Genomic DNA, 24,914 nt, shown 5'->3' on the forward strand with positions numbered 1-24,914 from the left:
CCTCCTGTGACTCGTCTGGAATTACAGCTTGTTTATCATTTTATAATAACAGTACTCTCTCAAAAAGAAACCATCAAAAAGAGCGGCAACACGTTAAATTAACGTCATTACCGCTCTATCTTTTCTATCTTACACTTTCTAACGTATACCGGTTACGCGGAATCTCAAGTCCCAGATTCTCCCTTAGCGTCTCATGCTCATACTCCGTGCGGAACAGCCCTCGTTTTTGCAGAACCGGAACAACTAGCTCCACGAAATCTTCCAAGCCATTGGGCACCACAGTACGAACATTGAATCCGTCTGCCGCCTCGCCTTCAAACCATGCCTGAATCTGATCTGCGATCTGATCCGGTGTACCAATGAACGATGTACGCGGGGTAGATGCTAACAATGCTACTTGGCGCAGGGTCAGACCCTGTTCCCGTGCCTGCTGCTTGATCTTATCTGTTGTACTGCGGAAGCTGTTGCTGCCGATCTCCCCAATCTCGGGGAAAGGTTCGTCCAACGGGAACTGGGAGAAGTCGTAATGATCGAAGTAACGTCCCAGATAATTCAGCGCCTGATCTATGCTCACCAGTTCGGCAATCTCCTGATACTTCCGCTCAGCCTCTTCCACTGTTCTCCCCACAATGGGGCCGATGCCCGGGAAGATCAGGATATCCGTTACCTGACGTCCATACGCCACTGCTCTTGCCTTCACATCCCGGTAGAACTCCCTTGCTTCCTCCAGCGTCTCATGTCCTGTATAGACAGCATCCGCCGAGCGGGCAGCCAGATCTTTACCAGATTCGGATGACCCTGCTTGGAAAACCACCGGATGACCCTGCTTCGAACGCCCCACATTCAGGGGGCCCTGTACGGTGAAGTGCTTTCCTTTGTGATTCAGCGTATGCAGCTTGGCAGGATCGAAGAATACGCCCTGTTCCTTGTCCCCAACAAAGGCATCGTCCTCCCAGGAATCCCAGAGACCTTTGACCACATTCAGATGTTCTTCCGCAATTTCGTAGCGCAGCGCATGGTTTGGATGTTCGCCTTTGCCAAAGTTCTGTGCCGATCCTTCCAAAGGTGAAGTAACCACGTTCCATCCAGCCCTCCCGCCGCTCAATTGATCCAGCGAAGCAAATTGCCGCGCAACCGTGAACGGTTCACTATAGGAAGTAGACAATGTAGCAACCAGCCCAATATGGGAAGTGGCCCCGGCGAGTGCGGACAGAAGTGTCAGAGGTTCAAAGCGATTGAGAAAATGAGGATTGGACTTCTCATTGATGAAGAGGCCATCTGCAATAAAGAGCAGATCGAACTTCCCTTTTTCCGCGATACGCACCTGCTTCTTGTAGAATTCCAGACTAACGCTTGCATTAATGGGAATATCCGGATGACGCCAAAAGGAGATACTGTTACCCACTCCGTTCAGATTAGCTCCCAATTTCAATTGTCGTTGCGACATATATATTCCTCCCTATTATCTCTCAATTTTGTTGCGTCGTTTTGTCATTTCTTTATGCTGTTTCCGCCCGCTTCTGCTGTTGTCATGCTTAATCCGGGTTTGCTTGCCTGTTTCACATCACTAACCCTGACTGCCCAAGCCGCTCCCAGCAATACAATCCCAGTGAATAGAAAAATAAACGGAATGCCGATCCAGCCACCCAGAAAACCAGCGATTAACGGTCCGAGTACAATACCGAACTGGCTCGCCGTCTGACTCAGGCTGACAGCCCTCCCACGAAAATCATGGTCAGCATACTTGATAATCAGCGCATTAAGCGCCGGATAGACCGCGGCAAAGAACAGACCATAGACGAATCGCAGGCTGCCAAAATAAATCAGATTCGTTGCTGTCATTTGCAGCAGACTGCCAATTCCGCCGCCAATCAGACCGATAAACAGCGTTTTCTCGTATCCGATTCTGCCACCAATCTTCCCCCATCGCGGTCCCATAATAACGGTTGCCACACCAATCGCCGAGAAGACAATGCCCGCACTAAGTGTTGCACTGCCGATATCTCCTCCAATCTGGACGACATAGAGTGTCAGCACCGGTTCAATGATGAGTACAGACGTTGAAACCAGTAGAATCAGACCGTAGATCCGCATCAGACCGGGTGTGGAAGCTGCTCTTTTCAAGTCCCCTATGATCTTCGTCGGAACGATTGTACGAGCTTGTCGTGACTCCTTAACACCCAGGACCATTAGAGCCGCGATCAATGTAATCACAGCCGATGCAATGAAGCATCCTCGCAGTCCAATCCAGTGACTCAACACACCACCAGCAAGAGGACCAAGAATTCCGCCCGCAGCGCTGGCCGTGGAAATCACGCCAAGTGCGTAACCCACATGTTTCTCCGGAGTATTGGTGCCGATCAGTGTAATCGAGGCGGGATGAAAACCAGCCATAAGACCCTGAAAGACCCTCACTGCGATAAACGTATATGGATCGTAAACAAAGAAGTTAGCCAGATGTGCAATGCCTAGCCCAACTCCTGAGCGGACGAGCATCAGTTTACTACCATATTTATCAGCCAGTGATCCCCAAAAGGGTGCGCATAATCCACTGATCAGAAAGCTGATGGAGATCGAAATACCGGACCAAGCCTCCAGGCCGCTCTGGATACCGAGATCATTTTGCAGGAATATAGGAAAGAACGGAACGGACAGCGAGTACGCCATATGATTGAAAAACAGGCCGAACCACAGAATATACAGATTTCGCTTCCATTGTGGCATCTTGGCATTCTCCATACTATATAATTCCTATATAAAAAGTAGGTTATTATCCATATTAGGGTAACGTCATCGGAAAGTATAATAGAAAAGTTCAATAGACCCATTCAAGAATTAAATGAATGGGCTCTTCCTTTGTTTCGTGTGGATTTTCGGGAACACCCACGGACTTTCACATCATCGGCGTAAACAAAATCCTCTCGTTAAGTGGTATGTTTTTCACTTCCCCTTCTGGTGTAACGTTTTTGTGGAATGAAGGTAGTTCGTACGAACATGGGAAATTTATGTTGAAACAACAAGTACGTTCGTATAATATAAAATAAATAATCTGTTCTATAAATATAGAACTCGATACAGAAAGGAACTAAACTCTTATGAACTACACAGTAGAAGTTGATTTTGCACCAATTTATGAATGCGTAAGCACCCTGAGCGCTTTTATGGGTAAACAAAATCATACTAACCTGGATGCCGGGAAGCGATGGGTTCGTGATGTACAGGATCAATTCTCACCAGCCAAACTTCAACAAATGCGAGATACGATGAAAGCCACAGACAATTTCAGCCTTGCGCCATATATATGGAGCTGTTCAGGGGAACGTTCGGTGAATCACTTTTTGAATTGGCTTGAAGATTTGTCCTCAGGCCAATTGTATGACATCGCCGCTCGCTTTAAGTTATCTGTCCCCTCCAATCTGCCCGAATTGCGCAGTCGGACATCCGAAGTGCTACGAGAATGGGATGCTCAGTATTTTGGGCAGATTGATCCGGCAATTATTGAGGGACTCTTTTTGGAAGCTGAATCGAGACGTTCCGGTCTGAACGGGACAAATAACCAAGAAGTATACGAACAAGCTACACAGGGCATGAGGATATATCCCAACGATACGCTAAAACAAATAATCCTCATCCCTCAATATCATGCACGTCCATTTGTCACCTCAGTGATCTTTGACGAGATGATCTTTACTAATTATTCTTGCGATATTCTGCCAACAGAACCGGGACGACCAGACCCTGGGTTACTTCGTCTAACGCGGGCCCTGTCCGATGAAACCAGACTGTTCATCTTACGACTACTGGCTGGTAAACAGCTGACCTTCACTGAAATTGTCCGTGAGGTTGGACTGTCCAAGAGCACGGTGCATTACCATCTAATAGCCTTACGAGCAGCCGGTCTGATTATCGTGCATTATGATTTCAAAAACACCGAATATAGCCTGCGCTTGGAAGCTCTGAACAACCTTCCACTGCAGATTGGAGCTTATATTGAAGGTTGAATTCATGCATTTCCTTCACCACAAATTGCACTATTCTATCATACGGAGGAATCATAATGCTGAAGCGAAGTTACTACGGTTTATTGGCTACTGTTACTCTTAGTTCTCTCGGTGATGTATTTGGTCTTTTGGCCATGGAATGGCTTGTTTATGAATTAACTGCCTCTAAGCTAGCCATGGGTGCTATGGCAATAAGCTTCAGCATTCCCGAGGTAGCTTTCCGGCTACTTGGATCACCGCTGTCCGACCGACTGCATCGTGGACGGTTCATGGCTGGACTGGCTACAGTACGATTGCTGGCTCTTTTGTTGCCACTAAGTATGGGTATTGCGGGCCAATTACAACTTTGGCATCTATTTCTCGCTGCATCACTTAGCGGAACTTGCTCCTCCCTATTTATGCCAACGGCCATGGCTGTTGTACCTGGCGTAGCTGGTAAACACAAACTGCTGCGGGCATTCGCAGTGATCGACGGCTGTCGAAATGCCGCTGCTTTGCTGGGACCAGCCTTTGCGGGAGCTCTAACGGCTGCATCCGGAGCGTTACCGACACTTGGCATCAATGCTATTTGCTACATTGCAGCCATCACCACACTGCTCTATCTGCCCACAATGCAGAAACCAGCAGCTCAAGCATCTTTTTCTCGCAAAGCTTATATCCGAGATATTGGAGAGGGCTTCTCTTTTTATCGGCGATTCCCAGCCATGTTCTCGATTATGGTTATGGTTTCGATCAGCAATATGTCCTCTATAGCCATCTGGACCATGATGATTCCTTTTGTCCGCGAAGTGTTGAACCGGGATGCCGCAGCCATGGGCACTCTGACCACCGCTTCTGCATTTGGTACACTAGCAGGACTAGCTATTATCTCTTGGATGGGTGAAATCAAGAGACGACGCATGGTCATGCTGTGCAGCTTAGCTGCGATTGGGCTGTTTAACGCTTTGTTGGGACTATTTCCGAGTTACCCATTTGCACTTATTGCCTTATGTGCCGCAGGAGCAGCAGGGCCTTTCTTCAGTTCTCTAAGCTCTTCGTTACATGGTACGCTTGTGCCTAGTTCTCTACAAGGCCGGGTTAATTCAATACGATTCCTGATTAGTGGAGGATTACAGCCCGTAGGCGCTTTTGCAGGTGCAGCGGTTGCAGAAGTCTATGGCCTTCCCTTCCTATTTCTGTCTTTAGGTCTTCTTCCTTTCATCTGTTCGATAGCTGCCTCATTTCTCCCGAACCTGAAAGATTTGAATGGCGATCTCGATACTCTACTACATCAGCCATCCAATAAAGTTCATACTACAAGCAGTTAATAACACTAAAAGCGCCGTCCCTTTTTATTGGAACGACGCTTTTGATGTGTGACAACGATAGCAGTTACCTCAAACATGCCATGATACAACATCTGTCCTCCACATTCCAAACATGCGGGATCGGTATCCTGACATAGATAATTATGAGATAAAAGCCCACTCTTCGCTTCTTAAGATTTTTTTCTATACTCTCCATTATTGCGTACATATGAAGTGAACTTGATTAAGCATGGTAATCATATTATTACTGCACTTGTACCGACATGAATACATCGACCTCATCTTCACTGTCCAATATAAATCCAAATCGTTCATACAATCGCCGAGCAGGACTTCCCTGCAATACATTTAAAGTAACTTGTCTGCCCTGAACTTCATCCTGTTCCAGCAGCATGTTCAGCACCTGAGTTCCTATTCTCTGACCCTGATAATCGGGATGTATGTAGAAATGTTCCAATAGATATACCTCAGCCTTGGGCTTTAATGCTACACAACCTACCATTGAACCCTCCACTTCAATAATCCGCGTATGGACAGGGTCGAATGTATTTCGGAAACGTTCACGCACTTTCACATCATCGTACCTTCCCAACCTGGTTAGATCATCGTATAATACCAACGCCCGTAAATCAGCGAGTTGCTCTTGGTCTGCCTGCACAGCTTGACGCATTGTTATTGGGTTCATTGATTGGATTCCTTTCCATTGAAGACACGCTAAATTTTGAATGTCTTATCGCACGATAGGGATAGACACTCAAAATCATACCTTTGGCAGCTGACTTGAGCAACAACGGATTTTAGAATGTATTATATTTTTCCAGCTAGATCCTCCATCCAAAAAGTAAAAGGACAGTAAAGGCTATATAAGTTGAACTAATCATTTACACGATAACGGAGAGGACAGAAAAAACCTGAAAAAGCGAAGCGTTCGCCTTTATCACCGGATTTCCCCTTAAGAAAAGGGGATCAAAAAATCTGGGGATAACAGCGATTGGAAGGTTATTCTGTCATCGTAGTGTCCGTGTAAATAATCTTTAGTTCAACTTGTATAACTTAACAAAATAAGCAAATCAACAACCGTCCCTTTCGGGATGTACATTATTTAATAAAACTACGAAGCATGTGAAACTTGTGCCGCATGTTGCCCTGCTTCCAGACCCAATGCGAGCGCACCACATAGACCTGCATGTTGGCCTAATCCGGGCTGGACGATATATTGGTCCATATGTTGTGTGATTTGGGCTGCATTCACATAACCATTGAGATTCCGGATAACCCTCTCCCGGATCAGTGGAAACAGATGATCTTGCTGCATCACACCACCACCCAAGATGATCTTCTGCGGCGAATGAAGCAGGATGGCCGTGGTGATCGACTCCGCAATGTAAAAGGATTCGATCTCCCACGCCGGATGATTTGCCGGCAGTTCACTGCCAGGGATCTGCCAGCGTGCCTCAATGGCCGGCCCTGCCGCCATTCCCTCCAGGCAATCGCCATGATACGGGCATAATCCGGCAAAGTGATCGTCCGGATGGCGTCTTGTGCGAATATGTCCACCCTCGGGGTGTAACAATCCGTGTACTCGTTGGCCCCCTGCCACAATTCCGACACCAACGCCTGTGCCAATCGTGTAATATACACAAGTGTCCAGTCCTTGCGCTGCTCCCCACGTCACTTCTCCTAGCGCGGCAGCATTCACATCCGTATCCCATCCGATAGGAACCGGAAATTCATGCTTCAAGGTTCCAACCACATTACAGTTCTCCCACCCTGGCTTAGGTGTGGTCGTAATATAACCATAGGTGGGACTATCCGGTTGCAGATCAATCGGACCAAAGGAGCCAATCCCCATAGCTTCCACATCTTTATCCCTGAAATAGTCGATTACCTTGGCAAGAGTGGTCTCCGGATGTTCTGTTGGAAAGCTGATCCGATCTTCAATCTGTCCATGCTCATTACCTACACCACATACAAACTTCGTTCCGCCCGCTTCTATAGCTCCAATACGCATCGTTTTGGGCTCCTTTCCTTCATTACAATTAACCTTTAGCCTTGGTTGATGATATCTCATAGATATGAAGTGAAGAGAAGACCAGCTCCGTATTTTCGGCATGAGCAGAGATGCCCTTGGAATCCACATCCGGATAGATCAGATCCGTGATAACCGCCTGACCATCATTTGCAAATACCTCCACAGATGAATGATCTACAAAGATACGCAAACTTTGATTCCCATTTACATCTTTTAACTCAGCTGTATGGCGGCTCAGGAAATGTTCATGAAAATCGCCTATACCCGATCCACTACGATCGATATATACTTCCCCTCGGTTGGCGTCTACGCCAACGAGCGTTTCGTTACCAGCTCCGCTTCTTAGTGCCAAATGAAACGACTGATCCAAAGCCCACTCTACGTCGATCTCATAATTCACAAGTTGCAAAGCATTCAACTGCTCACTCACTTGTGCAATCGAAACATCCTGTAGGGACAATACTGGCGTACGGGCTTGCTCAAGTTCACGTGCAGGACGTTGAATCAATATAACTTCTCCCGCTCTTGTCTCCAGTGTTAACTCCCGGGCAATGGTCATGGCTCCACGGTAATCTTCGGTTGGCGTCTGGTTGGCATACATCCAGTTGCTCATCCAACCCATGAACAAGCGTCTGCCATCTTCAGCCGGAATGTCGGACCAACTCACGCCCGCGTAATTATCCCGGCCATGGTCAATCCAACGAATCATGTGGGATGCCTCATCTGGGACAAATGTACTTCCATCAAAATCCCCGGTGAAATATTGCGTTCTGGAGCCTTCTATACAAGCAGGATCTGCACCAATGCTGACGAGCATTACCCACTTCTCCTGCCCAATTTCTCCATCCACTGCAAGTGGGAACAGGTCCGGACATTCCCACACACCATCGTGTGAACCGATCCCGGCGCCAAATTCACTTCCTAACGTCCAATCCTTCAGATTGGGAGAACGATAAAGACATACCGTTTGACCACAAGCGATAATCATAATCCATTCCTTGCTCTGCTCATACCAGAACACTTTGGGATCACGGAAATCTACAAAGGATTCGTGCGTTAATACCGGATTACCCTCGTACTTGGTCCAGGTTCTGCCACTGTCTTTGCTATACGCCAGACTCTGACGCTGAACAGGATGCTCATTCGGCACTTCCAGATGATGTGTGAAAATGGCAACCAACCCCGGCTCATCTTCGAAGAATCCGGAAGTATTGTTCCAGTCCACCACCGCGCTGCCGGAGAAGATCATGCCATGTTCATCTGGAGCCAGAGCTACAGGAAGTTCCTCCCAAGTGACGAGATCTCGGGTCACGGCGTGCCCCCAATGCATTGGCCCCCATGTGGTACCAAACGGATGATACTGATAGAACAAGTGATACTCTCCATTGAAAAACACCATGCCGTTCGGGTCGTTCATCCACTTCTCTTTCGGTGAAAAATGGTATTCATTGCGGTAATCTTGTTGTAGAATCGTCGACATTATGGTTTCTCCTCCGTACTTTTCTTTATTGGTTATTACGGTCATATCCCGCTTGTTTAATCTGCAGCCATTCTTGCAATCCAAGACGATCCAGCTCTTTCAGATAAGCATCCCATTCCTGATCTACTTTCCCGTTCTGATACCATTCTGTACGCAGACGCAGCACATAGGCGAACAGATCCGTCTCAATGGTGGAAAGGCGGTCGAGCTCATCGATTGAGAAGAACACGCTTGGATAGACGTTATCTGCTTTCATGTGTGGAACCATATATTTATCGAGCAGTTCCATACGCCATGCAGCATCTTCCGGTTTGGTGGTGTATTTGTCATAATAACTGTCGAGAATGGCCAGTGGTCCCGCGATACTTGTCTTTTGTCTGAGTTCTACAGGTGCAGAGCCTTCCAGCGGAAGATGCTTCAACATGCCCTTGGCTTCATCGAATTCAAATATATTTTGCTGACTCTCGTCTCCATACGTACCCCAGTTGTTCTGCACAGATTGGAGCGGATCGTACAATTGGTCTACCCACTTTGCTGTGGATTCGAGGTTTTTATTGCTGCTGGTAATGACCATGCGACCACGATCAAGACCGATGCCATTTGTTCTTGTGACATTAATCTCTCCATCAGGTCCGGCAATTGGAGGCAAAACATCATACGTATCATTCATGCCTGTAATGTTGGCTTTATCCCATGTGAAGTACATACCGTACTTGTTGTCTTTGCCTTTTGCCAGATACGTGTTCCAATCCTGCTGATACGATTCAACATCGATGAGACCTTCCTGAACCAGTTCATGAATGTACTTAACTGCTTCCTTGTAACCTGCATCGGCTGCTGTGAAGACGACTTTCCCTTCATTCGTTACTACGGTATGATCCCAGTTCTCCCCGAGTCCAAATGCAGCAAAGAGAAATGTCAGATCTTCTCCGCCTGGCTTGTTAATAAAAGACAATGGAATTTCGTCGGCCTTGCCGTTGCCGTTGGGATCTTGGGTTTTGAACGCGATCAGCACTTCTTTCAACTCTTCGGTTGTCGTTGGCATCTTCAGTCCGAGCTTATTCAGCCATTCCACATTAATCCAGGGCAAGTTATCCACTGCCTGAATCCGTTGTTTGCCACTTCCGAGTTCTTCAATCCATGGGAATGAATAGATATGTCCGTCCGGAGCCGTGATCATGCTCTTGTATTCGGGAGCTTCCTCCAGTACCTTTTGCAGATTGGGCATATATTGTTCAATCATGTCCTCAAGTGGAATGATCGCCCCGTCCTTCGCCAGTTTCAGGAGATCATAATCCCCATAACCTGCATCAAAAATAGCATCCGGCAAATCACCGCTGGCCACCGCCAGATTTCTTTTCTCCGCAAATACATCACTCGTATAGTTCTTCCAGTTGATATGCACATTGGTTTTCTCTTCGAGTCGCTTGTTAATCAGCTTGTCGTTCGGATCAGCGGGAGCCAGTGGAGAACTCTGCGTGATAAAATTCAATGTCACTTTGCCATCAGGGGATTGCGCCTCACTTGCTGCGCCGCCTCCACCCCCGCCACAGGCGGTTAGAAAGAGCATTGCAGATAACATGGAAAGGGATGCCGTTGTAACGGCTTTTCTGGACTTCTTGTTCACTTTTTTCATGATAATGACCTCCATGAGTTGGATTGGATCAACTTACAGTATCGCAGGCTGTTCACTATTTGAGGGAACCAACCATGACACCTTTTTCGAAATACTTCTGGAAGAACGGGTACATGATGATCAGTGGCAGACTCGAAATGACAATGGCTGAATATTTAATCATCTCGGAGAGCCTTTTCAGTTCCGCCATCGCGAGTTGGTCACTGATCATACCTGGTGCAGCCTGATTCTGAATCAGAATGGAGCGCAGGACGAGCTGTAACGGATGGAGATTCGGATTGTCCAGATAGATCATCGCATCAAAATAGGAATTCCATTGCCCAACGAAAGCATAAAGGGCGAGTACAAATATGATGGGCTTTGACAACGGAATGACGATCTGGAAGAAAATCTTCATCTCAGAAGCGCCATCCACGTTTGCGGCTTCTTTCAGTTCTCGAGGGACTCCTTTGAAGAAGGTTCTGGAGAGAATGATGTTCCAGACGTTAACGGCTCCAGGAATGATGATTGCCCACACCGTATCCAGCATGCCGAGATTACGAATAAGTAGATAGGTCGGGATTAATCCCCCGCCGAAAAACATCGTGATGATAAAGATAATCATGAAAAATCCACGTCCCGCGAGCCTTTCATCCGACAATGCATAACCTGCAAATATGGATACGGTCACGGTGATCAGTGCAAAGGAGACCGAGTACAGTACCGCATTTGCAAAACCTCGGATCATGGCTGGATTGGACAGAATCATCTGATAACCGTCCAGACTCCAATCCGATACATTGAAGGACAGTCCACGATTCAGTAGCACAGTGGGGTCCATAAATGAGGCGATAACAATATAAATCAGGGGAACAACCACAACCAGTACAGCACAGGTGAGAAAGATGGCATTGAGTGTGAGGATCAATCGATCCATTCCCGTGTGTTTAACAACCATGGAACATACTCCTTTCCTAATAGAGGCCTTCGCCTTCATTCAATTTCTTCACAATCAGATTCACTGTCACCAGCAAAATCACATTGATAACCGAGTTAAACAATCCCACTGCCGCAGAATAAGCGTAATCTCCAGACTGTAACCCCACCTTGTAGACATATGTTGCAATAATCTCAGAGGAAGGCAGGTTCATGGACGTCTGCATCAGATAGGCCTTCTCAAATCCAATGGACATAATGCCACCAGCTGCAAGAATAAAGACGATGGCCATAATCGGACGAATCGTTGGAAGATCAATGTGGCGAATACGCTGAAGGAGATTGGCTCCATCCAGATTAGCCGCATTGTGAAGCTCCGGATCAACATTGGCCAAAGCCGCAACGTATATGATGGAAGCCCACCCCGCTCCGGTCCAGATATCGGACAAAATGTAGATCCATCGGAAATATTCCGGTTCAGACATGAACATAATTGGCTGACCTGTAATCCAGGTTGCTAATTGATTAATTGGCCCTGTCGGTGAGAGGAAGATGAACAGCATACCCACCACCACAACAACCGAGATAAAATTGGGTGCATACAGAAACAGTTGGATATTTTTCTTCACGCCAGCTTTACGTACCTGATTCAGCATAAGTGCAAGTAAAATGGGCACCGGGAAACTGAATATCAATCCCAAAAAGCTGAGCTTAAGCGTATTCATTAAAATGATATCGAAATTGGGTGAAGCTATAAATTTCTCAAAATGCTTCAGTCCTACCCAATCACTGCCCATAATGCCTTTGATCGGACTGAAATCCTTAAACGCAATGATGGCTCCGTACATCGGAATGTACTTGAAAATAAGAGTCAAAATTAAGGCTGGTGCGAGCAACATATATAAAAAGTAATTTTTTTTGAGCTGCTGCAACCTCTGACCGCTTGTCGTCCTCACTTTCAGTACCCTTCCTTCGCCCTTTTTGCTGTCGGCTATGTTATCCAACACGATACCCCCGTTCCATTCTTGAAGTTGACAATTGTTTTCGGTAAGGGCTTTCAATATTTACAATTGCCTATTTAATAATTTACAATTTATCAGGTTTCAATGAATCTAGTCAATACATTTTGTAAAAAATATTTGTGCATTTGATCATTTCTTCTTTGCCTAAATGTAAATAAAAAACACTAAAATTGCATATAATTAGCACCAATCCGGTGATATCAACATAGATATTTCTTTGTCACCGCTGATATTCATCCAATCACATTACACTTGTAACCAAAATTTTGGAACAATTTTGAAAATTAAATTTGTGTTCCGAATTGTAAACGGAATTGTGCATTTGTAAAGTAAAGATTGCTATTTGTGCCGTTCTATTATACATTTGACTTAGAGAAGAATATGGATGACTATTGATGAGTAGAGGTGAAGCATTAGATGGCAAAGGAAAAAGTCACGATACAAGACATCGCTGATGCTTTGGGGATCTCCAGGAATACGGCTTCCAAAGCATTGAATGATAGCGGAAACATCCCGGATGAGACTAGAAACCGTGTAATTAAAAAAGCAATTGAACTTAAATATAAACAGTTTGCCTATATGGAAAATGAACATGTTTTAACCAAGGCCCCGGGCAATATCGCCTTGTTAACTGAAAACCTGCCTAATACATCTCACTTTGGTTCGTTGTTAATCAGCGGTTTGGAGAAAAGAATCAGTGCGGAGGGATACAATCTCTCGATTCATATCGTGCGTGACGAAGATCAAGACGCGCTTACACTTCCCAACAATTTTGATATCGCCAAAGTAGACGGCATCATTTGCATTGAATTATTTGATCTGGAATACACTCAGCTGATTACCGATCTGGGCATCCCCACGATCTTTATCGATTGCGCTTCCAACATATGTTATCCCGAATTCCATGCAGATTTGCTCCTTATGGAGAATGAACACAGCATCTATCAGATCACCACCAAATTAATTGAGAGCGGCTACACAAGTATCGGATTTGTTGGAGACTACAATCACTGTAAGAGCTTTAATGAACGATGGGTTGGATATCACCGAGCTATGCTTGAATCGGGGTTGCAGGTAGACCTATCTCATTGCATTCTAGATAATGACCGCCTATGCTTCTCCAAGCCAGGATGGTTGAACCAGCGGGTGGCAGAGCTGACTTCCTTACCTTCCGCTTACGTATGCGCTAATGATTTTCTTGCCGTCGATCTGATCCGTGCTTTGAAAGCCAGAGGTGTTTCCGTTCCGCAGGATGTTGCGATATGCGGATTCGATAATGCACCCCAATCCCGAATTATTGAGCCTGCATTAACGACCGTTCATATTTACAGCAATGAGATGGGGATTAAGGCTGCGGAGATGCTGTTATCCCGGATTAATAGCCCGACACAGCCGTATCAGGTCTCACATATTGTGACCAACCCCATCATCAGGGAGTCTACGCCAGCAATCATGGCCGATCATTCTCAGATGGTTCTTGGTTCGGCAAAATAAAAATAAAAAAACGTATGTCTCACGAGTAACAACTCGTGAAGCATACGTTTTTTGTGTTTTCGACTTGGCTGGCTGTATGGGGACTTTAACCTATCCAGCGCTGTCCAGAATAGAAATCATCTCGCGATTAGATTTCTTTCAAAATGCCTTTTACCAAACCAATAAAGGTTGTTTTCACTTGGGCAGCCACTTCAATGACTTCATCATGACTTAACGGCTGATCCAGAATGCCACAGGCCATATTGGTCAGACAGGAAATGCCCAGCACCTTCATACCGCCATGAATGGCAACAATAGCTTCAGGTACCGTAGACATACCCACCGCATCCGCACCCATCGTACGAATCATGCGAATCTCTGCTGGTGTCTCATATGCCGGACCACTCCACCATGCATACACACCTTGCTGCAGGCCAACGTTTTGCTCTTCTGCAACCTTCAGCGCAATGTTGCGCAGTTCACGATTATATACCTGTGATACGTCCGGGAAGCGCACACCCAGTTCAGCATTATTCGGTCCCATCAACGGGTTGTTGCCCACCAGGTTAATATGATCTGTAATCAGCATCAGTTGTCCCGGCTCAAAGCTTGTGTTGATGGCTCCGCAGGCATTCGTGATAAGCAACTGCTCGACACCCAGCGCTTTCATAATGCGAACAGGGAAAGTCACTTCGTCCAATGTAAACCCTTCATAGTAATGAAGGCGGCCTTTCATCGCTACAACCGTCTTGCCCATCAGCTCGCCAATAACCAATTCATTGGCATGACCGATTGCCTCGGATTGCGCAAAGTAAGGAATTTCTGTGTAGGGAATAACCGTCGCATTTTCAATCTCGTCGGCGAGCGCTCCCAGCCCCGAACCCAGAATCATGCCTATGGCAGGTTTGGAATGGATTCGGTTTAATATGTAATCTCTTGCTTCCTGAATATGTGCGGATTGATGCATAATGGTATCCTCCTGATGATCTCAATTGAGTTAATGAGGTCTTACTCATCAAGTGTAATGAACAATGGTCCTGATGTAAATGGAAGCTGTTGTCCGAATCATTGCAGGGAGAACCTAGCCAATCCCGGTCAAGGCTTTTGTCCGGACTGTACCACTTGAAAATAAGTTGTAAGAAGTTCAGCAAAATCAGGTTCTTTCTCATCGATCCGTTCAATGTACTTCCACAATATCAGCATTTCCGTCTCAATGTGAATGACCTCATATTCCATTTGTCCGGACTCCCAAACCGTTACCTGACCGATGGCACACCCCGATTCATGTACGAATCCGGTAGAAGGATCGGGAATGATGTGGTCATCATAAACGGAATGCTCTCTCTGTTCCGTGGATATGTGAAGAGACTTCAGGCCATCTACCTGTTGTTCAACCCATTGTTTGAATTGTTTCCGTAACAAATCACGGCCTCCCTGTTATCAGCCTAACATGCATTTTTCTTTTCATAAAAAAAAAAACGACCCTGTGTCACAGGATCGCTTAAGCTCATCGAATATGCTACTCCAGTGAATATGTGTTCCTGCTTTTCACGTAATCGATCAACATGATCAGTAACATCATGAGTGTGGCAAACATCATTGGCTTGGCCACTGTGCCCTCTTCAAAAATATAATAGGCTACCACCAAGTTCCCTGCAAATGTCATCAGGTAGTTACGGATGGAATCCATACACTCATCTCATTTCGATCAGAAATTTGAATCATACTCTGATTTTTTTAACTCTCGTTATCTTTAATTATACGCCAAAATGATTCCTTTGGCTGCAACTGTTGATCAAATACAAAAGGCCAATTCTTACGTCCACGTACCGGGAAATGATCCAACCAGGTGTAATTGTCCGCTACTCCCCAGAAAGTCACTGAGGTAATGGATGATTTATATTCTCGGAACAGATCGAAGATTTCTTCATATCGACGCTCCTGCAACTCGGCCATTTCCGGAGTGGGCGCAGTAAGATCGGTTCGACGATCCTCATGACGAAACACCGACATATCCAGCTCCGTAACATGCAACTGTACATCCAGTGAAGCATAACGCTCAATCGCCATTCGGATCTCCTCAATTGAAGGACCATGAATATTCCAGTGCCCCTGCATACCGATTCCATGTACAGGCGCTCCCTTATCCAGCAAAGACCGAACCAAATTGTATATTTTCTCCCGTTTGACCGGATCGGTCTCATTGTAGTCATTATAGAAAAGAAGGGCATTGGGATCTGCTTCATGAGCCATGCTGAATGCTTGCTGCAGATAGTCTTCTCCCACGAGTTGCAGCCACTTTGTGTCCCGCATGAAGAGATCGGTCTTATCTTCAATTGCTTCATTGACGACATCCCATGCATATATTTGCCCCTTATACCGTCCTACCACTGTATCAATATGTTGCTTCAAGCGAGATAATAATAGTTCTCTGGACACGGGAGCACCTGAGCTATCCTCGAAAACCCATTTCGATGTCTGATTGTGCCAGACAAGGGTATGTCCGCGAACCCCCATTCCTTGAGCAACAGCAAAATCAACAATTGCATCTGCCGCATCGAACACATAACGATTTTCTTCCGGGTGAATTTCTCCGAATTTCATCTGATTCTCTGCCGTGATGCTATTGAAGTGTTTCGCGATAAATTCCCCTTCGGACTGCAACATGCCTGTATGTACAGCAGCACCTATTTTGAACTTGTTGGCATAAGCAGCATGTAATGATGGAATTTCCGTCGACATTTACAATTCCCCCTACCCATTTTTATCCATCATATCTTTTGTTGAATGCGCTTACAATGAACAAATTATACTTCTTCCCCCTCATATTTAACTATTTATGAATCTTGCGCCCTGTTCGCAAAACAAAAACACCTCCACATTCGTTCCGCTGCTCATAGCAACAAAACTATTTCGTGGAAGGTGCCATGTGATCGTGATGTTCCGTTTAATTCAACTCCAGTACGAAGAGGGGATGCAATGTTACAGCTTGTCCACCTGTAATAAGGTGACATGTTTCACTGTACATGCCGGGTTAATTTGCTCCTCGGACAGAATGTTCAGCTTGATGAGACTTTTCAGCTTATGGCTGTCTACCTTGGATAACAATCGCCAGATGTCCGGGTCCGGAAGAGAAGCATACAGCTTCTGATCATCATATTCTTTGCGGTTCTGAAGCACTGTTTTCACGGTGTAACCACCAACCTGCGTCTCATAGACTCCTTGTTCTGCACAATACGCAACAATCTCGTCTCGTAGCACAGACAACTGTTGCTCAATATCTTTTTGCTGCTGCTTCAATTCAAAATAGGATTGAACTTTCTGCTCCATATCGATCACGCTCCTCTATTAACATAGGTATGCGAGGATCGCTAATTTAGGACAGGCTGTTTATTTTATTCACACACATGTGGTCTTACTCTCATTCAATCGTATCCTGTCGTCGTTGATATTCCGTGACTAGGATTACAACAAGTGTTCATTCAAATATGGATTATGTACAGCTATGCTGCGAACCCTTTGCATGACATCCGGCCCCATGGGTACATCCCCAACACGTTTTAACAGAATCCAGCGCAGGCATGCCATGGCTTCAAAGACCTGCCCCTCTTCCTGCGTATACGTGTTGTAGCTTGCAGAACATGCAAATGCAGCCCGATACATCTCGCCGTAACTTCCCCCATTATAGATGGTGATAAGAAAAACAGACCATGCCATATCGTACCTTGGATCACCATACTGCCCATTGGTCCAATCGATGATGGTGTAATGACCGTCCATTTCAAGAATGTTTCCCAGATTATAATCACCATGAATCAGACATTCCTGTCTGATCTGGACATGCTGAATCAGGTTTGCTAGAAGATTTTGTATATCTCCATGCGACTCAATCTGAGGAAAAAAGTATTCAACAAAATCATACTTGGATATGTATTCTTCATCTTCTCCAGCACCCACTCTATTCACCGGATAACGATGAACCTCCATTAATCGCTCAGCCAACCGTGTCAGTTTGGTCTGGGTTAATTGGGTAATAGGCTCTCCATCATAGCTTGTTAACAGCACCTGATTCTGTTGGTCGTCTACACCCCAACCGCAGGGTTTGGAAACACCAACTCCACTATGATAAAGCTTGGATAATAATTGATATTGTTTGGCGATATCCGGCTTGGAATCCTTGTCCCAGACCTTCAATACGTACCGCTGACCACCCATTTCAATTCTCATTACACTCGCTTCCAGTCCAGGTGACAAGGGAATGATCTGAACTTCCTGTTCAATCACCTGCTGGACACGATCATGCAGTTGTATCCAATCTATCTGGCTGAGTCCGGTAATCATCGTTACCCTCCATCCTTCCATGTCCTGCCATGTCCTTCCGATCTCTCATTTAGTCAGGTAGAATAAGTCCTTTGCCAATGACATTGGCGGATACCGGCTGCTTGCCCAATTCTCGGGCCCATACCGATAGCTGTCCCATATGGTGGATCTCATGGGCGATCACATGTCGCATGACTTCTCCCCATGAATCTGTAGCGACATTGCCACCTGAGCGATGATCAATATAAGCTCTTTTTTCCATACTCGGCTCCCATGCTGTAACAAATGCCTCCACATCCGGACGTAATCTGCGATCCAATTGTCTTACCGCCTCAAGGTTCTGGTAATTTGCAAAATTTTCGGCATCATCCGGTTTACCCTGAAGCAACTGAAGCCAGCTCCACTCTACATCAATGATATGAAACAACGTTTGTAATATGTTACCTACTCCGCCCGTACGAAGCCGAAGCAGTTCTTCAAGCGGTACATCTTCACACCAGGCATACCATTGCTCACGCACGATCCAGTTGTAACGAAAGAAAGTTTCCATTGGTATATTCCCCTTTATCAACATATTTTTCAGAGAGATTTGATCAATTCTGTATCGGCAAAGGTATCATTAGAATGTTCAAAATCTCCATAAATTCCGCTGATCTGATTAAATCCGGATTTGATCCAGAAGCGTAATGCAGGCCAATTTTTGAGCGCCACGTTAATTCGAATTTCCTTGTAACTTAGCTCGGAACAATGGAGAGTCAGTGCCTGAATTAATTCTTGTCCATATCCCTGCTTCTGGATTTCACTCTGAATATACAGAAACTCAAGATATAGCGAATCGTCAGAAGGATAACCGTGGTACACACTTAACAAACCAATGTTGCGATCATCCTCAGCTGTACGAATGGATTGAATTCGATAATTCTCCATTCTCCCTTCTGGAGGAAGGTGGCCTTCTTGAACACATTTTTTCACATAATCCAGATCATGCTCTCGTCCATCCCATTGATGCATGTATCGACTGGTATCATAAATCGACTGGAGTTCAGGAATGTCGGACTCTTTCACATCTGAAATTAAGAGCCTGTCTGAGTTCCATTCTACTGGAAGTTGTTTCATCGTCATCACTCCATCTTTACGTTCTAGCAAATTTCTTTTTTATATACAAGATTACATGAATACCTGCATAAATAAACAGGACATTGAACAAATATAGAAGTACATTTAAATGAATGCCAGATATAAACCAGATTGTTCCGTCCGAGTTGGCATAATGATAATCCGTAAAGAATCGGATCGGGAAACCATACTCTGTTCGGAGCGGTCCATCATCTGTATATAAAGTTCCAGGAATACATATGATGGCTAATACAGCAAGCCAGGCTGATAGATTCATTATTCTTTTGTTAATCGCCAATACCTCTCCTCCTGACGAATCAGTTTAATTCAACTCTTTCTGCTTCGCGTCTGTAACCAAACTTCCAACCCCATATCAATCATTACAAATAAAATAGCAGCAAAAGCACCCAATAAGGTCAGAACTAACGTCTCTTTGAAATTCAGTATTTCTTCTCCTGCTCCCATGAGCACATAATAGATATACATCCCTAGAACTCCAGCACATGCATAACCCAATATCCTCGTACTTAGATACAACATATGATTAACGAATTGTATTCGGCAGAGCAGATCATCCAGCAATATCGATAAAGGCAGCCCAATCAATACGATCAGTGGAGTTGCGTATACCAGATACATAATAATGTAAAAATCAAAACTGTAGGATTCATTCATTGATATGAGGCTTGCAGCCAAAGTAAAACAAATGATGGTTAGAACGGTTGTTAACAGCTTTCTTCCCATGTTCATCTCATCACTCCAATAGGGTTATCTCGATTCATTGGATGTGCTCATTGGATATCATTATGCATCAGATCTTGCCGGTTGCCATCCAATTTCTTGAGACCAAATATGCGCTCTCTGTAATATGCTCCACACCGTTGGTGCTTTTCCTTCAACATACTTGGGACGCTGATCTTTATACAATGACATGAGTCTGTGCTTTTCTTCCGCATATTCCAGACAATCTTCTGGATGCTCCCGTAAATAGTCTCTGAACAGCAAGGTCATTTGCTCGGAGAAACTGCCTGCCTGTCTAACGTGTACATGTATCCTTCTGCTTCCAGGTTCTTCACGAAAGTAACGTTTAGTCTGATCCGGATTTTCTGCTCTGAATACAAATCCGACGCTTTCGATCTCACGCTTGTAGTCCAACAGATTTTCAACATTGGAAACAGATATCTGTATATCGATAATGGGTTTAGCGTCCATTCCGGCAATTGAAGTGGACCCCACATGATCAATCCGTACAGCCTTTTCGCCTAACGCTGCTCTTAATTTCGAACCCGTTTCCAGAAATAAATCACGCCATGCCGGATCATACTTTGCAATTCTCCATTGATCCTCCATACAACTCCTCCTTCGTTATCCAATCAAGCTATATAATTAAATAACACGTTCTTTCAACTTTTTGTTACAGTTAGATTATTTAGTGATGCCATAAAGAGATCATGCAAAATCATCATTGTTTATCCCCAGTTCGATTTGTTTCCTGGATTCAATCATGTATTCGTACACATCATCAATTTCTGCTATACCTGTAATATTCTTTTTTAGCAGTTTAATAATTAGATTATTATCACACTCTCTCATCCTTATATCTTTCAAATAGTTATCATTATAGTCGTTTATAAAATCTGATTTATGCTTATAAAATTGAAATCTTTCCAAAATATATATTTCCTTAAGATTAATAAATAATGCTACAAAATCCTTAAAGTTTCTGGCCACTAAAGTTACTTGATTACCAAACGCCGTAGGTTGGATAAAGATAACTGGAGCTTCTTCCAAATCACTAATGGATCTATTAAACGTAAAAAAAGCAAAATGGTCACCATCTGCCCCTGTTCTTCCAAATATGATGGCATCATCTGGCGTACAATAGTATCTATCATCGTCATTGTTAAAACTAATATAAAAACCCATATAATCTTGAAGGGTTCCATCATGTTTTTTACGTAATTCTTTATCTATTCGAACGATGCCTTCTAAGGATTCTGGCATTTTATAATGTACTTCCATGTTTACATACCTCTCTTCTATTGGCATTTATTAATAGATCTATTTCTATATTTTGACACAAATTAAAAAAAAGAGAAGGACCCTAGGGCCCTCCTCTTCACTTCTTAGTGATATTCACACTTGAAATTGGTAAACTCCGCTGAAGCTTCTTCACCCGTCGCGTACAATCCAATAAGTACGCCTGTAAAACCTCCAGCCACTTCCGAGGATAGGTATCTCGTCTGTGCCGTGCCTAGCAGAATCTCTTCACCATCTGCTAGAAACAGGAAACTATATCGTTCCTGACTTGAGCGGATCAACAGCGTTGCATGCTGTTTATTTCCCAGATCCACTTCATGTGCTATCGATTTGATATCCCCGATATTCAGACGCTCGATCACCCTATAGCCATCCTGCTCCTGACGAATAGCCACTTCATAATGATGATTTTCATCCATATAGATGGTGATACCGGCTTCTCGACTTGTTAGACTAACATCGACTGAAATCGTGGCATTAAAGTCTTTCTGGCGTAACCCGATGAACGTCGGAGATGCCGGAATGTCCAGCGTCACATCGGTTCCTGTTAGTGTAAGCTTGTCGCATTCAAGCTGATAATGCTCTGTATTCGGATGACGAAGGTAACACCAATCGAGATTCCAGTCGGTATTTTCAAACGTATAATGCTTCTTATCCTGCTGGATCACTGTGTCCGGGATACGTTTAGTCTCAAAACTCGTCAGTGTTGTACCCTCATGCCCGGCTGTAAACCATCCATCTTCATCAAACGTAATCGGAGTCAGAAATACTTCTCGGCCCAGATGATGGTACGTAGCCCATCTGCCAATCTGTCGGAATCCCAGGTGAAAGAGCCACCAGTTCCCCCGATCATCCTGAACCAGATCACCATGCCCCACACCCTGGAGCTCATAACCGCCCAGATTGCGATTGGTTAGAACCGGATTGTGCTCATAAGCCTCGAATGGACCTGAAGAAGAAATGCCCCGAGCGTAAGTAACCATATGCCCATATTCGGTGCCACCTTCGGCTGCAAGCAGATAATAGTAGCCGTTCATTTTATACAGATGCGGACTTTCCAGATATCGTCCACCTGTTCCGTTCCAGATGGTCCGACCTGGCGTCAATTGCCGGCCAGTTTCAATTTCAATCTCACACTGGACAATTCCTCCAACGCCTTGATCATCAACCCCGTTACTCATAAACAAGGTCTTTTCATCTTCAAAATACAAATCCGGATCAATTCCACCTTGATCCACATAGATAGGTTCAGACCACTCTCCGTAGATATCGTCTGTCCATACATAAAAATTCTGATGCGTCGTATCGTTGGTTGTCACCATATAAAATCGTCCGTTATTGTACCTAATGGTGGGGGCAAATACCCCGCCGGAACTGTTCACGGTGTCCAACTGAATCTGGCTTTTACGAGTGAGGCAATGGCTAATCTGCTTCCAATTCAGCAAATCCTTGCTTTCAAAGAGCGGTACGCCCGGAAAGTATTGAAAAGAACTGCACACCATGTAGTACGTGTCGTGCACCTTAATCACACTAGGGTCTGGATAGAAACCTTTTACAACAGGGTTATTGTATCTCATTACTCCACTCCTTCTCTTATTTAAAATTCACAAATATAAGAATTCAACTTCGTAGCAACTAAAAAAATTAAACACTATTGGCGATTAACTTGCAATGAATCTGGATTGCATCTTCGGACTAATTTCATTAAATTAATATATATGTGATTTTAGTGGATTGAGAGTAGGGAGTTGTTGTACAGATGATCAAAGCAAATGGAGAGCCTCGGTTCATTCCTTTATATGAGGCGCTGGCAAGCGAAGTCAGATGGAGAATCATGGATATGATTGCAGATCGTGAAATGAATGTGAAGGATATTGCCGCAGCATTAGAGCTTAGCCCCTCCATTGTCACGATGCACATTCGTAAATTGGAGGATGCGGGGCTCATTGGGAGCAGACGCGTTCGGATCAACGGAGGGACACACAAGTTATGTTACCTCAAGCAAAATCAGATTGAGATCGAGCTGCCATCCGCTAGTCGGACTTCACGAACCAGAGAGCAGACGATATCCGTCGGGCACTATACTGCTTTTGATATCCAGCCTACTTGTGGGCTAGGGACACTTGAGAAAGAGATTGGCCTGTGGGACGATCCCCGCTACTTCCTGGATCCTGAGCGGGTACACGCTGCAATTTTGTGGTTTGGAAAAGGTTATGTTGAATATAAAACATCTAATTTTGTTCTTCCGGACGAGAATACAGATGCGATAGAGATCTCGATGGAACTGGCATCTGAAGCCCCGGGATTACGGGATCATTGGCTGTCAGATATTCAATTCACCTTTAACGGTGTTGCGCTTGGAACGTGGACAAGCCCTGCCGACTTCGGCAGGGCAGCGCGCGGCAAGTATACGCCAGAATGGTGGCATCGCAATGTGAATCAGTATGGATTATTGAAGACCATCCGCATTGATACCTCCGGTACTTACATGGATGGAGAGCGGATGTCTGACATTACACTTGCAGATATTAAGCTGGACGAGCCGTTCTGGACGCTTCGATTTACAGTTGACGAGAAGAGCCCCAACGTTGGGGGATTAACGATCTATGGTGCCGGTTTTGGTAATCACGATCAAGATATTGTTATTCGTGTATTGGGTTGATTTTTTTCACCTAATCGATTAACTTGATTTTCTCAAAAACATTATATTTCTCCAGATCTGAAGTAATTGCATAAGGCAGGTAATGATATAATTCAGATCTGGTTGCCCACTTGTATTCAATATGTTCTTCTGAAAGATTCACTTGATGATCTTTGGTTCTGCACAAATACATTAGAAGAATGACCTGTCGATGAGGATGGGTAAAGAACGTATTAGTAATCAGTTTATGTTTGGAACCACCTTCTCAATTGATTAATATGAGCTTGATGATAACGGTTATGGTCAGCCATGTGCCATAATCCCCAACGGATCGTAGCTTGCTTTTCGTTCTGATGTCCAAAAGTAACGACTCGGTCTAGATCAGCATCCGCTAAATGTGCGCATGTCTCTTTTAGAAGGGTTAGTACACTCTCATGTTGAGAGATAAGTGTGTCACGTGCCACACCTTGAACCAGCGGGAGTCTATTATTCGCATCGATCATAGGGCCATATTGCTCTATTAAACGCTGAGGAAGGACTGCTCCCTTTATTCTATAAACCCAATTTATATCAACGAACGTAATATGTCGGATTAATTGAGCTGTACTATTAAACTGGTTGTGTTCCCCTCTATAATCTACCTCTTCTTGCGACATACCTTCTGTAATTGATTTAAGTCGTTGGCTATTTTCTGTTACAGCGGATAATAACATCCCCACAACAGGTGCCATATTGGCTTCCCCTTGTAAATCATAAATCATACACATCCCCCTCCTTTACCTTCGCTCTTTCAATAAGTCCTTTATTTCTCTTAATTCTGATAATATTTCTTTTGTGTGCTGACTATTTTTTGAGTTATCCATTCCAACTTTCACAACATAAATACCGAGGAACAGATAAACTACCAACATAATGATCATTCCCATGTGCA

Annotated in this window: 27 protein-coding genes; 4 read left to right on the forward strand and 23 right to left on the reverse strand. The window is 44.7% G+C overall.

Annotated features, from left to right (window positions below; all coding sequences use genetic code 11):
- Positions 1–124: 124 nt before the first annotated feature.
- Together MKX40_RS23350 and MKX40_RS23355 are read right to left on the reverse strand one after the other, a co-directional pair.
- Entirely contained in the window at positions 125–1,447 is a 1,323-nt protein-coding gene (locus tag MKX40_RS23350) for an LLM class flavin-dependent oxidoreductase (RefSeq protein ID WP_339236720.1), read from the reverse strand.
- A gap of 44 nt (positions 1,448–1,491) precedes the next feature.
- Entirely contained in the window at positions 1,492–2,724 is a 1,233-nt protein-coding gene (locus MKX40_RS23355) for an MFS transporter (protein WP_339236723.1), read from the reverse strand.
- A gap of 371 nt (positions 2,725–3,095) precedes the next feature.
- Between MKX40_RS23355 and MKX40_RS23360 the strand changes: the two genes are divergently transcribed.
- Both MKX40_RS23360 and MKX40_RS23365 read left to right on the forward strand, forming a co-directional pair.
- Positions 3,096–4,001, forward strand: a complete 906-nt coding sequence (locus MKX40_RS23360) for a winged helix-turn-helix domain-containing protein (protein ID WP_339236726.1) — start codon at positions 3,096–3,098, stop codon at positions 3,999–4,001.
- Positions 4,002–4,057: 56 nt separating this feature from the next.
- Positions 4,058–5,308, forward strand: a complete 1,251-nt coding sequence (locus MKX40_RS23365) for an MFS transporter (RefSeq protein WP_339236728.1) — start codon at positions 4,058–4,060, stop codon at positions 5,306–5,308.
- Positions 5,309–5,552: 244 nt separating this feature from the next.
- Here the strand turns inward: MKX40_RS23365 and MKX40_RS23370 are convergent, their stop codons facing one another.
- From MKX40_RS23370 to MKX40_RS23395, 6 genes are all read right to left on the reverse strand, one after another.
- On the reverse strand, positions 5,553–5,993 hold the full coding sequence (locus MKX40_RS23370; RefSeq protein ID WP_339236730.1) for a GNAT family N-acetyltransferase: 441 nt from the start codon (positions 5,991–5,993) through the stop codon (positions 5,553–5,555).
- A 426-nt stretch (positions 5,994–6,419) separates the two neighbouring features.
- A complete protein-coding gene (locus MKX40_RS23375) occupies positions 6,420–7,319 on the reverse strand; it encodes an ROK family protein (protein WP_339236732.1) in 900 nt (299 codons plus the stop codon).
- Between the two features lie 28 nt (positions 7,320–7,347).
- Positions 7,348–8,820, reverse strand: coding sequence for a glycoside hydrolase family 32 protein (locus MKX40_RS23380; protein WP_339236735.1), 1,473 nt, complete (start codon positions 8,818–8,820; stop codon positions 7,348–7,350).
- A gap of 25 nt (positions 8,821–8,845) precedes the next feature.
- Positions 8,846–10,456, reverse strand: coding sequence for an ABC transporter substrate-binding protein (locus MKX40_RS23385; protein WP_339236737.1), 1,611 nt, complete (start codon positions 10,454–10,456; stop codon positions 8,846–8,848).
- Between the two features lie 55 nt (positions 10,457–10,511).
- Positions 10,512–11,393 carry a carbohydrate ABC transporter permease gene (locus tag MKX40_RS23390; protein ID WP_215076232.1) on the reverse strand — a complete coding sequence of 294 codons (882 nt, stop codon included), beginning with the start codon at positions 11,391–11,393 and terminating at the stop codon, positions 10,512–10,514.
- Positions 11,394–11,409: 16 nt separating this feature from the next.
- On the reverse strand, positions 11,410–12,270 hold the full coding sequence (locus MKX40_RS23395) for an ABC transporter permease subunit (RefSeq protein WP_339243173.1): 861 nt from the start codon (positions 12,268–12,270) through the stop codon (positions 11,410–11,412).
- 540 nt (positions 12,271–12,810) lie between these two features.
- Here MKX40_RS23395 and MKX40_RS23400 point away from each other — a divergent pair.
- Entirely contained in the window at positions 12,811–13,887 is a 1,077-nt protein-coding gene (locus MKX40_RS23400) for a LacI family DNA-binding transcriptional regulator (protein WP_339236741.1), read from the forward strand.
- Positions 13,888–14,014: 127 nt separating this feature from the next.
- Here the strand turns inward: MKX40_RS23400 and MKX40_RS23405 are convergent, their stop codons facing one another.
- The 13 genes from MKX40_RS23405 to MKX40_RS23465 all read right to left on the reverse strand — a co-directional run bounded on the left by MKX40_RS23405 (position 14,015) and on the right by MKX40_RS23465 (position 22,919).
- Positions 14,015–14,833, reverse strand: coding sequence for a purine-nucleoside phosphorylase (locus tag MKX40_RS23405; RefSeq protein WP_339236743.1), 819 nt, complete (start codon positions 14,831–14,833; stop codon positions 14,015–14,017).
- Between the two features lie 128 nt (positions 14,834–14,961).
- Positions 14,962–15,288, reverse strand: coding sequence for a hypothetical protein (locus MKX40_RS23410; RefSeq protein WP_339236746.1), 327 nt, complete (start codon positions 15,286–15,288; stop codon positions 14,962–14,964).
- 97 nt (positions 15,289–15,385) lie between these two features.
- Positions 15,386–15,556: a hypothetical protein gene (locus MKX40_RS23415; RefSeq protein WP_339236748.1), complete on the reverse strand. Its 171-nt coding sequence runs from the start codon at positions 15,554–15,556 to the stop codon at positions 15,386–15,388.
- Between the two features lie 47 nt (positions 15,557–15,603).
- Positions 15,604–16,608 (reverse strand): endo-1,4-beta-xylanase, encoded by a 1,005-nt coding sequence (locus tag MKX40_RS23420; RefSeq protein ID WP_339236749.1) that lies wholly within the window; start codon positions 16,606–16,608, stop codon positions 15,604–15,606.
- A 240-nt stretch (positions 16,609–16,848) separates the two neighbouring features.
- On the reverse strand, positions 16,849–17,196 hold the full coding sequence (locus tag MKX40_RS23425; protein WP_339236751.1) for a hypothetical protein: 348 nt from the start codon (positions 17,194–17,196) through the stop codon (positions 16,849–16,851).
- Between the two features lie 135 nt (positions 17,197–17,331).
- Entirely contained in the window at positions 17,332–18,207 is an 876-nt protein-coding gene (locus MKX40_RS23430) for an aminoglycoside phosphotransferase family protein (RefSeq protein ID WP_339236752.1), read from the reverse strand.
- A 49-nt stretch (positions 18,208–18,256) separates the two neighbouring features.
- Positions 18,257–18,736: a DinB family protein gene (locus tag MKX40_RS23435; protein ID WP_339236754.1), complete on the reverse strand. Its 480-nt coding sequence runs from the start codon at positions 18,734–18,736 to the stop codon at positions 18,257–18,259.
- Between the two features lie 29 nt (positions 18,737–18,765).
- A complete protein-coding gene (locus MKX40_RS23440; protein ID WP_339236756.1) occupies positions 18,766–19,302 on the reverse strand; it encodes a GNAT family N-acetyltransferase in 537 nt (178 codons plus the stop codon).
- Between the two features lie 16 nt (positions 19,303–19,318).
- Positions 19,319–19,600 carry a hypothetical protein gene (locus MKX40_RS23445; protein ID WP_339236757.1) on the reverse strand — a complete coding sequence of 94 codons (282 nt, stop codon included), beginning with the start codon at positions 19,598–19,600 and terminating at the stop codon, positions 19,319–19,321.
- A gap of 29 nt (positions 19,601–19,629) precedes the next feature.
- Positions 19,630–20,052, reverse strand: a complete 423-nt coding sequence (locus tag MKX40_RS23450) for a hypothetical protein (protein WP_339236759.1) — start codon at positions 20,050–20,052, stop codon at positions 19,630–19,632.
- Between the two features lie 54 nt (positions 20,053–20,106).
- Complete coding sequence (locus MKX40_RS23455) at positions 20,107–20,652, reverse strand: GrpB family protein (protein ID WP_339236761.1); 546 nt, start codon at positions 20,650–20,652, stop codon at positions 20,107–20,109.
- A gap of 99 nt (positions 20,653–20,751) precedes the next feature.
- Positions 20,752–21,324, reverse strand: a complete 573-nt coding sequence (locus MKX40_RS23460; RefSeq protein ID WP_339236763.1) for a hypothetical protein — start codon at positions 21,322–21,324, stop codon at positions 20,752–20,754.
- A gap of 104 nt (positions 21,325–21,428) precedes the next feature.
- A complete protein-coding gene (locus MKX40_RS23465) occupies positions 21,429–22,919 on the reverse strand; it encodes a glycoside hydrolase family 43 protein (RefSeq protein WP_339236765.1) in 1,491 nt (496 codons plus the stop codon).
- Positions 22,920–23,101: 182 nt separating this feature from the next.
- Here MKX40_RS23465 and MKX40_RS23470 point away from each other — a divergent pair, with 182 nt between their 5' ends.
- The gene (locus MKX40_RS23470) at positions 23,102–24,004 is read left to right on the forward strand and encodes an ArsR family transcriptional regulator (protein WP_339236767.1); all 903 of its coding nucleotides are present in this window, start codon (positions 23,102–23,104) and stop codon (positions 24,002–24,004) included.
- Positions 24,005–24,228: 224 nt separating this feature from the next.
- Here MKX40_RS23470 and MKX40_RS23475 read toward each other — a convergent pair whose 3' ends face one another.
- Positions 24,229–24,744, reverse strand: a complete 516-nt coding sequence (locus MKX40_RS23475) for a DinB family protein (RefSeq protein WP_339236769.1) — start codon at positions 24,742–24,744, stop codon at positions 24,229–24,231.
- A gap of 15 nt (positions 24,745–24,759) precedes the next feature.
- The gene (locus tag MKX40_RS23480; RefSeq protein ID WP_339236771.1) at positions 24,760–24,909 is read right to left on the reverse strand and encodes a hypothetical protein; all 150 of its coding nucleotides are present in this window, start codon (positions 24,907–24,909) and stop codon (positions 24,760–24,762) included.
- Positions 24,910–24,914 lie beyond the last annotated feature (5 nt).

The organism is Paenibacillus sp. FSL R5-0517 (genome assembly GCF_037974355.1).
Lineage (GTDB): Bacteria > Bacillota > Bacilli > Paenibacillales > Paenibacillaceae > Paenibacillus.

Bases quoted from the DNA above. Each gene is read 5' to 3' on its own strand.
- MKX40_RS23385 (WP_339236737.1), bottom strand. From the start codon at position 10,456: ATGAAAAAAGTGAACAAGAAGTCCAGAAAAGCCGTTACAACGGCATCC.
- MKX40_RS23365 (WP_339236728.1), top strand. From the start codon at position 4,058: ATGCTGAAGCGAAGTTACTACGGTTTATTGGCTACTGTTACTCTTAGT.
- MKX40_RS23355 (WP_339236723.1), bottom strand. From the start codon at position 2,724: ATGCCACAATGGAAGCGAAATCTGTATATTCTGTGGTTCGGCCTGTTT.
- MKX40_RS23475 (WP_339236769.1), bottom strand. From the start codon at position 24,744: ATGATTTATGATTTACAAGGGGAAGCCAATATGGCACCTGTTGTGGGG.
- MKX40_RS23425 (WP_339236751.1), bottom strand. From the start codon at position 17,196: ATGGAGCAGAAAGTTCAATCCTATTTTGAATTGAAGCAGCAGCAAAAA.
- MKX40_RS23395 (WP_339243173.1), bottom strand. From the start codon at position 12,270: ATGTTGCTCGCACCAGCCTTAATTTTGACTCTTATTTTCAAGTACATT.
- MKX40_RS23380 (WP_339236735.1), bottom strand. From the start codon at position 8,820: ATGTCGACGATTCTACAACAAGATTACCGCAATGAATACCATTTTTCA.
- MKX40_RS23480 (WP_339236771.1), bottom strand. From the start codon at position 24,909: ATGGGAATGATCATTATGTTGGTAGTTTATCTGTTCCTCGGTATTTAT.
- MKX40_RS23370 (WP_339236730.1), bottom strand. From the start codon at position 5,993: ATGAACCCAATAACAATGCGTCAAGCTGTGCAGGCAGACCAAGAGCAA.
- MKX40_RS23440 (WP_339236756.1), bottom strand. From the start codon at position 19,302: ATGAAACAACTTCCAGTAGAATGGAACTCAGACAGGCTCTTAATTTCA.
- MKX40_RS23450 (WP_339236759.1), bottom strand. From the start codon at position 20,052: ATGAACATGGGAAGAAAGCTGTTAACAACCGTTCTAACCATCATTTGT.
- MKX40_RS23405 (WP_339236743.1), bottom strand. From the start codon at position 14,833: ATGCATCAATCCGCACATATTCAGGAAGCAAGAGATTACATATTAAAC.
- MKX40_RS23350 (WP_339236720.1), bottom strand. From the start codon at position 1,447: ATGTCGCAACGACAATTGAAATTGGGAGCTAATCTGAACGGAGTGGGT.
- MKX40_RS23360 (WP_339236726.1), top strand. From the start codon at position 3,096: ATGAACTACACAGTAGAAGTTGATTTTGCACCAATTTATGAATGCGTA.
- MKX40_RS23455 (WP_339236761.1), bottom strand. From the start codon at position 20,652: ATGGAGGATCAATGGAGAATTGCAAAGTATGATCCGGCATGGCGTGAT.
- MKX40_RS23400 (WP_339236741.1), top strand. From the start codon at position 12,811: ATGGCAAAGGAAAAAGTCACGATACAAGACATCGCTGATGCTTTGGGG.
- MKX40_RS23430 (WP_339236752.1), bottom strand. From the start codon at position 18,207: ATGATTACCGGACTCAGCCAGATAGATTGGATACAACTGCATGATCGT.
- MKX40_RS23415 (WP_339236748.1), bottom strand. From the start codon at position 15,556: ATGGATTCCATCCGTAACTACCTGATGACATTTGCAGGGAACTTGGTG.
- MKX40_RS23460 (WP_339236763.1), bottom strand. From the start codon at position 21,324: ATGGAAGTACATTATAAAATGCCAGAATCCTTAGAAGGCATCGTTCGA.
- MKX40_RS23465 (WP_339236765.1), bottom strand. From the start codon at position 22,919: ATGAGATACAATAACCCTGTTGTAAAAGGTTTCTATCCAGACCCTAGT.
- MKX40_RS23375 (WP_339236732.1), bottom strand. From the start codon at position 7,319: ATGCGTATTGGAGCTATAGAAGCGGGCGGAACGAAGTTTGTATGTGGT.
- MKX40_RS23435 (WP_339236754.1), bottom strand. From the start codon at position 18,736: ATGGAAACTTTCTTTCGTTACAACTGGATCGTGCGTGAGCAATGGTAT.
- MKX40_RS23470 (WP_339236767.1), top strand. From the start codon at position 23,102: ATGATCAAAGCAAATGGAGAGCCTCGGTTCATTCCTTTATATGAGGCG.
- MKX40_RS23390 (WP_215076232.1), bottom strand. From the start codon at position 11,393: ATGGTTGTTAAACACACGGGAATGGATCGATTGATCCTCACACTCAAT.
- MKX40_RS23420 (WP_339236749.1), bottom strand. From the start codon at position 16,608: ATGTCGACGGAAATTCCATCATTACATGCTGCTTATGCCAACAAGTTC.